Source organism: Paenarthrobacter sp. YIM B13468, assembly GCF_042788025.1.
Lineage (GTDB): Bacteria > Actinomycetota > Actinomycetes > Actinomycetales > Micrococcaceae > Arthrobacter > Arthrobacter aromaticivorans.
On the sequence record NZ_JBHZPI010000003.1, the window covers coordinates 171,272 to 183,030 of the forward strand.

The 11,759-nt window shown below is 60.8% G+C and carries 11 protein-coding genes; 9 read left to right on the plus strand and 2 right to left on the minus strand.

What is annotated here, in order from left to right; genetic code table 11:
* The first annotated feature begins 22 nt into the window (after positions 1-22).
* The 7 genes from ACFX4T_RS04460 to ACFX4T_RS04490 all read left to right on the plus strand — a co-directional run bounded on the left by ACFX4T_RS04460 (position 23) and on the right by ACFX4T_RS04490 (position 7,661).
* On the plus strand, positions 23-1,060 hold the full coding sequence (locus tag ACFX4T_RS04460; protein WP_377650928.1) for an ABC transporter substrate-binding protein: 1,038 nt from the start codon (positions 23-25) through the stop codon (positions 1,058-1,060).
* Entirely contained in the window at positions 1,057-2,325 is a 1,269-nt protein-coding gene (locus ACFX4T_RS04465) for a sulfatase-like hydrolase/transferase (protein ID WP_377650929.1), read from the plus strand. Before ACFX4T_RS04460 ends, ACFX4T_RS04465 begins: the two co-directional genes overlap by 4 nt.
* A gap of 32 nt (positions 2,326-2,357) precedes the next feature.
* On the plus strand, positions 2,358-3,176 hold the full coding sequence (locus ACFX4T_RS04470) for a sugar phosphate isomerase/epimerase family protein (RefSeq protein WP_377650930.1): 819 nt from the start codon (positions 2,358-2,360) through the stop codon (positions 3,174-3,176).
* Positions 3,169-4,359 carry a Gfo/Idh/MocA family protein gene (locus ACFX4T_RS04475; RefSeq protein WP_377650931.1) on the plus strand — a complete coding sequence of 397 codons (1,191 nt, stop codon included), beginning with the start codon at positions 3,169-3,171 and terminating at the stop codon, positions 4,357-4,359. Before ACFX4T_RS04470 ends, ACFX4T_RS04475 begins: the two co-directional genes overlap by 8 nt.
* Before the next feature lie 134 nt (positions 4,360-4,493).
* Complete coding sequence (locus ACFX4T_RS04480) at positions 4,494-5,522, plus strand: zinc-binding dehydrogenase (RefSeq protein ID WP_377650932.1); 1,029 nt, start codon at positions 4,494-4,496, stop codon at positions 5,520-5,522.
* Positions 5,523-5,554: 32 nt separating this feature from the next.
* The gene (locus ACFX4T_RS04485; protein ID WP_377650933.1) at positions 5,555-6,415 is read left to right on the plus strand and encodes a sugar phosphate isomerase/epimerase family protein; all 861 of its coding nucleotides are present in this window, start codon (positions 5,555-5,557) and stop codon (positions 6,413-6,415) included.
* An 85-nt stretch (positions 6,416-6,500) separates the two neighbouring features.
* Complete coding sequence (locus tag ACFX4T_RS04490) at positions 6,501-7,661, plus strand: Gfo/Idh/MocA family protein (RefSeq protein WP_377650934.1); 1,161 nt, start codon at positions 6,501-6,503, stop codon at positions 7,659-7,661.
* Between the two features lie 59 nt (positions 7,662-7,720).
* On the opposite strand, the gene ACFX4T_RS04495 is transcribed toward ACFX4T_RS04490, so the two are convergent.
* The gene (locus ACFX4T_RS04495; RefSeq protein WP_377650935.1) at positions 7,721-8,476 is read right to left on the minus strand and encodes an SDR family oxidoreductase; all 756 of its coding nucleotides are present in this window, start codon (positions 8,474-8,476) and stop codon (positions 7,721-7,723) included.
* A gap of 106 nt (positions 8,477-8,582) precedes the next feature.
* Positions 8,583-9,506 (minus strand): RNA polymerase sigma-70 factor, encoded by a 924-nt coding sequence (locus tag ACFX4T_RS04500; RefSeq protein WP_377650936.1) that lies wholly within the window; start codon positions 9,504-9,506, stop codon positions 8,583-8,585.
* 221 nt (positions 9,507-9,727) lie between these two features.
* On the opposite strand from ACFX4T_RS04500, the gene ACFX4T_RS04505 reads away from it, so the two are divergent.
* Positions 9,728-10,075 carry a DUF3311 domain-containing protein gene (locus ACFX4T_RS04505; RefSeq protein WP_377650937.1) on the plus strand — a complete coding sequence of 116 codons (348 nt, stop codon included), beginning with the start codon at positions 9,728-9,730 and terminating at the stop codon, positions 10,073-10,075.
* Positions 10,072-11,742 carry a monocarboxylate uptake permease MctP gene (mctP, locus tag ACFX4T_RS04510; RefSeq protein WP_377650938.1) on the plus strand — a complete coding sequence of 557 codons (1,671 nt, stop codon included), beginning with the start codon at positions 10,072-10,074 and terminating at the stop codon, positions 11,740-11,742. Before ACFX4T_RS04505 ends, mctP begins: the two co-directional genes overlap by 4 nt.
* Positions 11,743-11,759 lie beyond the last annotated feature (17 nt).

The window sequence follows — 11,759 nt, forward strand, 5'->3', positions numbered from 1 at the left end:
TACGAATCAACGGAGATCGAAAATGTTTACCTTTCGTCTGCGTCTGTTAGCCACTGCCCTGGTGGCGGCCCTGACGCTTTCCCTCGGACTCTCAGCATGCTCCACCCCCGGTTCATCCGGCGGCGGCGCGGGTGAGACGCCCACCATCCGGGTTGCCTACGCGCAAGGCCTGCAGGCCAACTTCTACTACGCCCTCCAGCATGATCTCTTTGCGAAACACGGAGTCAAGGTTGAAGGCACAAAGTTCGATTCCGGACCTGCCCTCATCTCCGCCCTGGTGGGCGGCAGCGCAGATGTGGGTTACTTCGGAGTTCCTGCCATGGCTACAGCCAACGAGCAGGGAGCACAGCTCCAAGTCTTCAGCATCGCAAACAACGCCGGCGACATGGCTGGCCTATATGTCAAGCCGGACAGCGGCATCCAATCCATTCAGGATCTTCGAGGCAAGAAAGTAGCAACCACCCAGAACACAGTGGCGCACATCTTCCTGCTGATCGCCCTGGAAAAAGCAGGCATGACTCCCAAGGATGTCCAGATTGAGTTCTACGACCCGGCTGGCCTCGTGGCGGGCTTCGACCGCGGGGACCTTAATGCCGTGTTCATGTTCGCCTCAGTCGGCGCCAAGTTCATCTCCAGCGGTGCACGGATCGTGAAAGGCACGACGTCGACCGACCTCGGCGTTCCGGATACCGGAAACTTCATCGCGTCAAAGGACTACACCAACAACAACAAGGCTGCGTTGCAGAAGTTTCTGGCAGCCGTCGACGAGGCGACTCCCATCGTCAATCAGGACAAGGCCACCTACATCGATGCGCTCCAAAAGGGCATCGGCCTTGCCGGCGATCAGGCTCAGATCATCTACGACAACCAGCCATCGCCTTGCCTGACCTCGTCGACGCTTGCTGACTCTGGTTCACCCGTTTCCCTGACGCCGGGCGGCGGCTTCACGAAGATCACCCAAAAGATGATCGAAACGATGACGAAACTCGGCATCCTCAAGTCCGCTCCGAACGTCGCCGACTTCATCACATCCTCCGTTGTGGAAGGCGTGGGCAAATGACACCACCATCAAATGCCCGACCAAATGTAGTGATCGTCATCTGTGACGACCTCGGCTACGGAGACCTCGCCTGCAATGGCGGCACAGTCATCGCTACACCCCGGCTCGACGAGCTCGCAGCGGACGGAGTGCGTGCCACAGCCATGTACAGCGGGGGCCCCACATGTTCACCGGCCCGGGCGTCGCTGCTCACAGGGCGGCTGGCAGCTCGCACCGGCGTAGGCAGGGTTCTGTTCCCGGACGAGGACACCGGTCTCCATAAGGACGAGATGACAATCGCGTCCTACCTGTCCAGGGCCGGTTACGCCACAGGAGCGTTCGGCAAATGGCATGTGGGACAGATGCCCGCGAGGGGTCCACTCCGTTTCGGCTTTGATCATTACTTCGGACTGCCGTTCAGTAATGACACTCCTCCGTACTTCCTGTATCGAAATGAGGAAGTGCTCGAGGACGGTCCGGATATGTCTTCCCTGACCCGCCGCTATATCGAAGAAGCCATCGAATTCATTGACAACGTTCCTGAGGGACAGCCGTTTTTCACGTACGTTGCCTTCACCACTCCGCACTACCCTCTGGAGCCGGACCCCGAGTTTGAGGGCAGGTCTGCCGGCGGTCCCTACGGGGACACCGTTGAGAGCATCGATCATCATGTCGGAGTACTACGCGACGCCCTTGAGGAGCGAGGCGTTCTTGAGGACACGATTTTCATGTTCACCGCTGACCATGGCCCATGGTTCGAGGGGTCAACGGGCGGTATGCGAGGACGGAAGTTCGAGACGTGGGAAGGGGGTACGCGTGTCCCGTTCCTGGCTTCGTGGCCACGACAGCTTCCACGGTCAGGGGTTGTGAACTCGCCTGTTGCGTCGGTTGACGTGCTGCCGACCATTTGCCACTACCTTGGGCTGGATGCTGACGGAAAGCCAGTGGATGGTCAGATCATTGCTGACACCCTTGAGGGCAGAGAAGCCCCCGAACACGATCCCATCTGGTATTTCGACGGATACGAACTGAATGCAGTTCGCAAAGGGAAATGGAAGCTGCACCGTCGTCGACAGACCTGGGGAGCGGAGCGATTCGCCACTATGTCCCTGCCACAGCTGTTCGATATTGAGGCCGATGCCGGGGAGTCCTATGACCTCAGCAGGAGGCATCCCGACGTCGTCGCCGAGCTCAGCCGCCTCATGGACCAACTGGAGGGAACCATCGACAGGTCCGATGACGATGGACGCCTTTGGTGGCTCGACGGCAATGTCGACGCCCGATGAATGAAGGAAAGTCTCAAGAGAGGACGAGAACCATGTATGCATACCAAGTCAATGCCTGGGGCGACGTTGTCGGCACCCCCGGCGCCGTGACTGATTTGGCTTCCGGACACTATTTCACCCCGGGAGATTTGGACCCGGCACTTGAAGCCATAGCCGCAGCAGGGTTTTCCGGCGTCGAAATCTTCGACGGCAACCTGTTGGCCTTGGGCGACGACGCGCAATCATTCGGACGCCGCCTGGAAACCCATGGCCTCGTCCTTGCAGGTGTCTACTCGGGCGGCCACTTCATCTATCCAGACGCCCACGAGGAGGAATACCTGCGTTTCGAGCGCTCCATCAAGGTGGCCGCTTCCCTGGGTGCCCGCCACTTCGTTATTGGAGGCGGAGGAGTGAGGGTCGGCGGTCGGCTCGACTCCGACTTCCAGGTTATGGCAGAGCTGCTGGAACGAGTAGCGGAACTCGCAGAGGCGGAGGGCCTCATCCCCAGCTACCATCCGCACCTGGGCAGCCTCGCCGAAAATCCGGACCAGATCGACGCCCTCTTCACGGCTTCATCCATAGGCCTGTGCGCCGACGTTGCCCATCTCGCCGCTGGAGGTGGCGATCCGATCAGGATCATCGAACGCTATGCAGACCGGCTCAGCTACGTCCATCTTAAAAACTACCTCGCAGCTTCGGGCACCTTTGTCCCACTGGCGGAGGGGGATCTCGACATTCACGCCATCCTCTCTGCGATAACAACCCTCGGTTACTCCGACTGGATCGGAGTGGAGCTCGACGGATACCCCGGTGATCCGGGCGCTGCAGCGGCCGACAATTTCAAATTCCTTCAGGAGGCTACCAATGCGTGACGTAAACATCGCCCTCATCGGCGGAGGCTTCATGGGCAAAGCCCATTCCCTGGCGTACGCCGCAATGCCAATGTTCTTCTGGCCGGCACCCGCCCGCCCCATCCGGAAGGTGGTAGTAGACGCTACCGACGAACTGGCCCGGACCGCAGCCGATCGCTACGGCTGGGAGCGGCACTCCTCGTCCTGGCAGGAGATCATCGAAGATCCCACCATTGACGTGGTCGACATCGCCACGCCTAATCACCTCCACGCCGAAATCGCAATTGCCGCCGCGAACGCGGGCAAGCACGTCATTTGTGAAAAGCCCTTGGCACCAACGGCAGACGAAGCACGGCTCATGCTCGAAGCAGTCGAAAGGGCAGGAGTGGTCAACGCCGTCGCTTTCAACTATCGACGAACCCCGGCCGTGGTGCTGGCCAGGAAGTACATCGAGAACGGAGAGATTGGCGACATCCTAAACTTCCGCGGCACCTACTTGCAGGATTGGAGTGCGGACCCCAACTCACCCCTGAGCTGGCGCTTCCAGAAAAAGCTCGCAGGCTCCGGTGCAATAGGCGACATCGGCTCGCACGTCGTCGACCTGGCACGCTATCTCGTCGGAGAAATTGCCGAGGTAAATTCCCTCGTCTCGACGTGGATCAAGGAGCGCCCGCTGCAAAGTGGTGGATTCGACAGCCTCGGCACGGCCAAAGTCTCCTCGGGACCACGCGGGACCGTCGACGTCGACGATGAGGCCGTGACTCTGGTCAGGTTCAGCAACGGGGCAGTAGGGTCGCTGGAAGCCACGCGAAATGCCTGGGGCCGGAACAATTTCTTGACGTTCGAGATCCACGGCACCCGTGGTTCCCTGGTATTCAACTACGAACGCCGCGACGAACTCCAGGTTGCCTTTGCCGATGATCCGGCGGACCGGCGAGGCTTCCGCACTGTATATACCGGTCCGGCCACGCCCTACGGCGAAGCACTCTGGCCGATTCCTGCACTCGGCATCGGATACGGCGAGACCAAAATCATCGAGGCCTACGAACTCATGAAGGCCGTGGAAACGGGGGAGCGGATTCGGCCGGACTTCGCCGACGGTTATCAAGCGGCACTCGTCGATGAAGCGATCGCGACATCGGGAGCCACGCGCGAGTGGGTAAAGGTGGAACCCGTGCCGACGGGAGCCCACGCCCAGCTGTGACGGGCGAACACTAGGAAACCTGGCCTATACGCCTGGGGTGACTGGCTCACCCCAGGCGGAGAGCACCCCTGCAACATCTGGCCAGGCGTCTTCCCCGGAGCTAACACATCGAACAGGAACATGGAGAATCGAGAATGAGAGCAGTCATCCTTCCCGGTGACCAGCGAGTCATCGTGGAAGAACGGAAAATCCCTGACCTCGGCCCGCATGACGTGCTGGTTCGCACCCGCGCCTCGGCCATTTGCCGCAGCGACATGAGCCTCTACCACGGCAGGCCGATTGTCGGCGGCGAAGGCGCCCGCGAAGGATCCGTAATTCCGGGACACGAAGCCGCCGGCGAAGTCGTCCGCATCGGCGACTCCGTCACCCACGTCAAGGAAGGTGATCGCGTTGCAGGGCATCTCGCCCTGGGGTGTAACTTCTGCGAGTACTGCCTCAGCGGCTACATGATGCTATGCAAGCAGTGGAAGTGCCTGGGGTTCGACGTCGACGGCGGCGACGCCGACTACTTCGTCCTGCCTGAACGGAACTGCCTACAGCTGCCCGACGAGCTCTCCTTCCGAGCCGGAGCAGTGATGACCGACATGATTGGCAGCCAGTACCACGTGCAAAAGCAGCTTGGTGTAGCGGGCGGCAAGACCCTCGCCGTCTTCGGCATGGGACCAATGGGCTTGGCCGCGGTACTTGTGGGAAAGGCGTTCGGCGCCCGCATCATCGCCGTAGACGTCATCGCCGACCGCTTGGAACAGGCAAGCGGGCTCGGGGCAGAGGCTGTCATTAACAGCGGGACCGACGACGCCGTCCAACGGGTCCGTGAGCTCACCCAAGGCCGCGGGGCCGAGATCTGCATTGATTGCTCCGGCAATCCGGCCGGGCAAAACTCTGCCTTGGATGCTGCTGCGAAGCTAGGAGCCGTCGCCTTCGTCGGAGAATCCCGAGCAACAGAAATCAACCCAAGCGAGCAGATCATACGGAAGCTTCTCACCGTCGTCGGGGGCTGGTACTTCCCAGCCGGTGACTGGGAAGGGATCGTCCGCCTTGTCCTTGATCAGAAAGTACCGGTCGAAAAGCTCATCAGCCACGAATTCTCCATCAACCAGGCCGAGGAAGCCTTCCAAGCCTTCGATCGTCGCGAAACCGAAAAAGCCCTCTTTATCTGGTAGCCCAGAAATCAGTTTCTTCGAAAGAAAATCTCATGTTCAGATATGCCGCCGAACTTGTCCCGTTCCACGACTACGACTTCGAGGATTCGATCCGCGACCTCGCCGACATTGGCTTCAAAGAAGTCAACCTCTGGTCGTCAGCGGCACCGCTGGCTCACCACGTCAACCCGGGCGACGACCCGGGCATTATCCGTGGGTTGCTCGATAAATACGGACTCACCCCCTGCGGGCTGACTGTCTACGGAAAGACCCAGGACGAAATTCTCGAACGCGTCGATTTCGCCGCTGACCTGGGCATCGACACCCTGATCTTTGATTGCGAGGCGAACTATTCCGATTTCGTCTCGACCTTCCTGCCTCCAATAGTCGAAGCCGGAGCCCGCAGAGGTGTGCGGATAGCTGTTGAGAACCACCTCACCGTGCCTTTCTCCGAGGACTTCGAATCCGGCGCCAATGAAGATAAACGGTGGCACGAAGGCGTAGACACCCTAGCCCAGATCAAGCGCCTGATCCGCGACATCGACCACCCCTATCTTGGAGTGTGCATCGCACCCCCGCACCTGTGGGTTGTGCAGGAGACCATCAGCGAGGCCATCACCTTTCTGGCCGAACGCAAACGGCTCTTCTACTACTACATCTGGGATATAGACAGGGCCTACCGTCACGGCAAGGACGGCCTCAACTTCGGCCCCGCTGAGCAACAACTCCCGCGCTTGGAAGGGACCCTGGACCACGACGTCCTTCTGGGCACTCTTCGCCGCGTCGGATATCAAGGCGTGGCAAGCCTTAAATGCCACGGAACCGGGGGCTGGAGCTTTGAAAAGATCAGCAAACACCTCCGGGCCTCCGACGCCTACATCAAAGAATGCCTGAAAAGAGATTCGGTGCCCTGAGCGCGAGCTCCGGAGGCCACAAAGCAGGGAGGCTAATCCCAACAAGCTCGTTACCAGCGTCCAATCCCAGGCAGGAGAAACAGCAGTGAAAGACAAACGGCTAGGCGTTGCAGCCATCGGTTACGCCTTCATGGGAAAGGCCCATTCGAATGCGTGGCGGAACGTGGCCAGCTTCTTCGACGTTCCGGCCATCGAGCAGAAAGTCCTCGTTGGCCGGGACGCCGAGGCAGTCGCGGAAGCAGCGGCAAAGTACGGTTGGGCTGAGTCTTCCACGGACTGGCGGTCCGTCATTGAGCGGGACGACATCCACATCGTCGATATCTGCGCGCCAGGTTGGATGCACGCCGAAATCGCCATCGCCGCCCTCGAGGCCGGCAAGCACGTGCTCGTGGAAAAACCCTTGGCCAACACGATCGCCGAGGCGGAAGCCATGACGGCTGCCGCCGTTGCAGCCCGCAGTAGAGGCGTACAGTCGATGGTTGGCTTCAACTACCGGCGGGTCCCGGCACTGGCCTTGGCAAAGGAACTGATCGCTGAGGGCCGCCTCGGTACGGTCCGGCACGTCCGGGCCGCGTACCTTCAGGACTGGCTCAGCGATGCTGATTCCCCCATGACCTGGCGGCTCCGCAAGGAAACAGCCGGTTCCGGCGCGCTGGGCGACATCGCCTCGCACGCCATCGACCAGATCCAGTACCTGACGGGGCAGTCCATTCTAGAGGCCTCCGGAGTATTGAAGACTTTTGTTGAGCAGCGTCCTGGGCCCAAGGGCACGGAAGATGTCACCGTTGACGACGCGGCGTGGGCAACCTTCTGGCTCACCGGGGACATGGGCGGCTCCGTCGAAGCCTCGAGGGTCGCAACTGGGCGGAAGAACAGCCTCCAGATCGAGGTCTACGGCACCGACGGATCGCTGACGTTCGACCTGGAAAACCTCAACGAGCTGAACTTCCTGGACGCTACCGTCCCTGTGAGGGAACAGGGCTTCCGCAGGATCCTGGTCAACGAACCCGGGCATCCCTACTTGGAAGCGTGGTGGCCGCAGGGTCACATCATCGGTTGGGAACACACTTTCACGCACCAGATCCGGGACTTCCTTCTCGCGATACAGGACGGAAGCCAGCCGTCACCGTCGTTCGAAGACGGGCTCCAAGTCCAACGTGTCCTGGCGGCTGTGGAAACCTCTGCCAACAACAAAAGCGTCATTGCCGTCGTCGACAATAAGTCATTCATTCCTGAAGGACCCTGACAGGAGACGTGCTGCGGTGGCCAGGGGGAGTTCCAACCGAGGCCACCACAGCGGAGCAGCTATCGTGCTGCGTTCTGAGGCAGCCAGTCCTCGAATCGGGTCGCGAAGATCCGAGCGTTATCGCCAGGGAGGAGCTCGCGCTCGGTCAGCCGCACAAAATTGTAATAGCGGGCTTCGGGGTCTGAGATGACTTCGCGTGGATCATTGTGGAAACTCAGCGCCTTGCGGACAAGTTCGTCCAGACCAAACTGATCCGGACCTGCAATCTCCAGAGTGCCGTTCAGCGGTTCACTGGAGGCAAGATGTCCAACCGCGCTTGCGACATCGTCTGCCGAGATCGGCTGGATGAGCGCCGGCGACATGCGAATGGTGCTGCCGACGGCGCCGGTCTCAGCGATGCTGCTTACGAATTCGAAGAACTGGGTCGCGTGGATGATCGTGTAGGGGATACCCGATTCCTTGATCAGCTTCTCCTGAACGCTTTTCGCCCGGAAGTACCCGCTCTCCAACATGCGGTCGGTTCCAACGACCGACAATGCAACATGGTGTCCGACGCCGGCGGCTGCTTCGGCCGCGAGAAGGTTGCTGGTGGAGGTCCTGAAGAAGTCCATCACAGCTTCGTCCTCCCAAGACGGCGAGTTCGAGACATCCACGACTACCTGCGCGCCCACAAGCACCTTGGCGAGTCCTTCACCAGTAAGGGTGTTGACGCCCGAGTTGGGTGAGGCGGCAACCGCCTCATGTCCATGTTCGGATAACTTTCCAATGAGCTTTGAGCCGATTAGTCCTGTTCCCCCGATGACGACGATCTTCATGATGAGCCTTTCAACTAATGCCAGAGGCGGTGAATGCCTGCGGTCATCAGCTAAGACCGTATAGCCCTGCGTTTTGTGACAGGGCGTGCGAAGATCCGTTCCTGGCCTATGAAGGAATTCCGCCGAGCTTTTCCGGATTCATCATCCACAGCACCTGGTCGATTCCCTGCTGTGACACGGTTACAGTCACGACGGCGAACGGGAACCCGTCGTCTTTGCGTGCGAGCACCATGGATGCCTGGCCGTTCGCCTGTATCTCGCTAACGGTGACGCCCACCCAGAACCGGTCGGCAAAAGCTCGTATGTACTTCGCCACCCGTTCCCTGCCGAAAACCGGGATACGGGATGCCCGCACAACTCCGCCACCGTCGGAGTAACTGACAACGTCTGCCGAGAAGAGTTGCTCCAGGGCCGAGAGGTCGCCGGTCTGCGCGGCCGCGATGAAGGCTTCCAGCAGCCGTTGCTGTTCCTGCACAGCAACGGGCTTCCGCCGCTCAGCCCTAATATGCTTCCGAGCACGGCTGACGAGTTGGCGAGCCGTCGCTTCGTTGGCCTGGATGATTTCGGCGATCTGCTGATACGGATAGTCGAATGCCTCACGCAGAACGTAGGCTGCGCGTTCGGTCGGCGATAGCTTTTCCAGAGTGAGCAGTACGGCGAACCCCAGCGCCTCAGCACGTTCCGCACCCATTGCCGGGTCCTGGCTGGTATCCACCGGCTCGGGAAGCCATGGACCAACGTAGGTTTCATGACGCGTTCTAGCCGATTGCGCCATATTGATTGCGATCCGGGTCGTCGTCGTTGCGAGGAACGCTGCCGGGTTACGAACGGCGCTGCGACTGTCGTAAGTCTGCCACCGGAGCCAGACATCCTGGACGATGTCTTCGGCGTCGCTGACACTGCCGAGCATGCGGTAGGCGATGCCGAACAGCCTTGGTCGCACGCTGTTGAAGACAGCATGCGCAGCGACTATCTCCTGGCGGGCGGCAGGAACTGTGGCTCCAAACTGTGATTCTTTCTTAGCCGTCATGGCGTTCTCCGCTCTCCCCACCCCGCATGCTATCCCGGATGCTCACTTAAACGGCGTCTCACAACACGAGCAATTGTGTCTCACAATACGGAGGACAATCCGAAGAAAGATAACAGGCTTCGGATGGGCCGAGGAAGCCTTCCCGAGCGGGACAGACAGCGGTACAAAAGAGGTGGGAGGACATTCTCGCCCTCCACGTATGGTCGACAAGGAGGTCGTCGGTGTCCGATCAAATTGGTGCGGGTCCGGATCGGGGCCCCTTACCCGCTGTTCCGCCGGGCGGACAGCCAACTCGCGAGACGCCAACCCGAGGGCCGGCGAGGCCGTTACCCTATGTGGTTGCAGGTGTGCTGTTGGCCATCGCGATCGTGCTCCCACTCATGCCGCAGCTGTACTCGGTCGATGCGCCCCGGTTAGGCGGTATGCCCTTCTTCTACTGGTACCAGTTGCTCTGGGTGCCCATCTCGGCAGGCCTTAGCGGGATCGCCTACTGGCTAGTCAGCACGGAGGATCGACGACGGCGGACAGCGGCCCGCGCCGGGAACAGGAACGGAGGGGATCGGCCATGAACGGACGCGAGATCAATTGGATCGCCCTCATCGTCGTCATCGTGCTGTTCGTCATTGTCGCCGTCATGGGTTTCTTGGCAGCTCGGTGGCGCAAGTCGGACGATGGGCTCCACAGCCTCGATGAATGGGGGCTGGGTGGCCGCGGCTTCGGGACGTGGATCACGTGGTTCCTGCTGGGCGGTGACCTCTACACGGCCTACACCTTCGTGGCCGTGCCTGCGGCGATGTGGGCCACGGGAGCAGTGACCGGCTTCTTCGCCGTGCCGTACACGATCGTCCTTTATCCGATCATCTTCATCATCATGAGCCGGCTGTGGTCCGTGTCCCATAGGCACGGCTACGTCACGTCCGCGGACTTCGTAGGCGGTCGGTACGGGAGCCGGTGGCTGTCACTCGCCGTCGCCGTTACCGGCATTGTGGCGACGATGCCTTACATCGCCCTTCAACTTGTGGGCATCAAGTCCGTCCTCACAGTGCTCGGCCTCGGCAGCTCGGAGAACGTGCTGCTGACGGACCTGCCGCTCATTCTCGCATTCGTGGTGCTCGCGGCTTACACCTACACCTCAGGTTTGCGGGCACCGGCCATGATCGCCGTCGTCAAGGACCTGCTCATCTACCTCTCGGTGATCGTGGCGGTTATCTACCTTCCGATCAAGTTCGGCGGCTGGGATGCGATCTTCGGTGCGGCCGAAACCAAACTGGGGACAGTGAACCAGGCAACGGGCAAGCCAGCCGGGGTGTTCATCCCGGGCGGCGCCAATTACTCCGCTTATTGGACGCTGGCGCTCGGCTCGGCCTTGGCGCTCTTCATGTACCCGCACTCGGTGACTGGCGTCCTTGCGTCGAAGGGCCGCAACACGATCCGACGCAACGCAGCCATCCTGCCGCTTTACTCGCTCATGCTCGGGTTCCTCGCGCTGCTGGGTTACGTGGCCATCAAAGCCGGCACCAAGCCGACTGACCTGGATGGATCGGTCAATCCCCAACTCGTGGTCCCGCAGTTGTTCCTGGACCATTTCCCCGCGTGGTTCGCCGGGGTTGCCCTCGCGGCCATTGCCATCGGGGCCTTGGTGCCGGCGGCCATCATGTCCATTGCTGCGGCGAACCTGTTCACGCGCAATGTCTACCGGGACTTTATCCGGCCCGACGTCGACCCCAAGACGGAGGCGAGCGTCTCCAAGATCGTCTCGCTGGTGGTCAAGGTAGGCGCGCTCATCTTCGTCGTCGCCATGGACCAGACCACTGCGATCAACTTGCAGTTGCTGGGCGGCATCTGGATCCTCCAGACGTTCCCGGCCGTCGTCGCCGGGCTATACACGCGATGGTTTGACCGCTGGGCGCTGCTTGTCGGATGGGCGGTGGGCATAGCCTTCGGTACCGTCTCGGCCTACAACGTCGTCAACCCGGTTACCCACGCGCACTTCGGTGGATCCGTCGCCCCCATCCCGGGAACCGACTTCAGCGTGTATATCGCCGTTACGGCCTTCGCACTCAACCTCATCGTCGCCGCGGTCCTAACCTTGGTGCTGCGCGCGCTGAAGGTGCCGGCAGGCCAGGACAAAACCCGGGCATCAGACTATGGCGCCGATGAAACCGATCCGAAGGTTACCGCGATCGAGCGGACACATCGCTTCGTGGAGCCAGGAGGCGCGCCCCCGGTGCCGTGAGGCAGACTGGCCACGTA

What these genes read in the sequence shown, in the direction of transcription:
- ACFX4T_RS04460 (WP_377650928.1), top strand. Translation starts at nt 23, where the DNA reads ATGTTTACCTTTCGTCTGCGTCTGTTAGCCACTGCCCTGGTGGCGGCC.
- ACFX4T_RS04465 (WP_377650929.1), top strand. Translation starts at nt 1,057, where the DNA reads ATGACACCACCATCAAATGCCCGACCAAATGTAGTGATCGTCATCTGT.
- ACFX4T_RS04470 (WP_377650930.1), top strand. Translation starts at nt 2,358, where the DNA reads ATGTATGCATACCAAGTCAATGCCTGGGGCGACGTTGTCGGCACCCCC.
- ACFX4T_RS04475 (WP_377650931.1), top strand. Translation starts at nt 3,169, where the DNA reads ATGCGTGACGTAAACATCGCCCTCATCGGCGGAGGCTTCATGGGCAAA.
- ACFX4T_RS04480 (WP_377650932.1), top strand. Translation starts at nt 4,494, where the DNA reads ATGAGAGCAGTCATCCTTCCCGGTGACCAGCGAGTCATCGTGGAAGAA.
- ACFX4T_RS04485 (WP_377650933.1), top strand. Translation starts at nt 5,555, where the DNA reads ATGTTCAGATATGCCGCCGAACTTGTCCCGTTCCACGACTACGACTTC.
- ACFX4T_RS04495 (WP_377650935.1), bottom strand. Translation starts at nt 8,476, where the DNA reads ATGAAGATCGTCGTCATCGGGGGAACAGGACTAATCGGCTCAAAGCTC.
- ACFX4T_RS04500 (WP_377650936.1), bottom strand. Translation starts at nt 9,506, where the DNA reads ATGACGGCTAAGAAAGAATCACAGTTTGGAGCCACAGTTCCTGCCGCC.
- mctP (WP_377650938.1), top strand. Translation starts at nt 10,072, where the DNA reads ATGAACGGACGCGAGATCAATTGGATCGCCCTCATCGTCGTCATCGTG.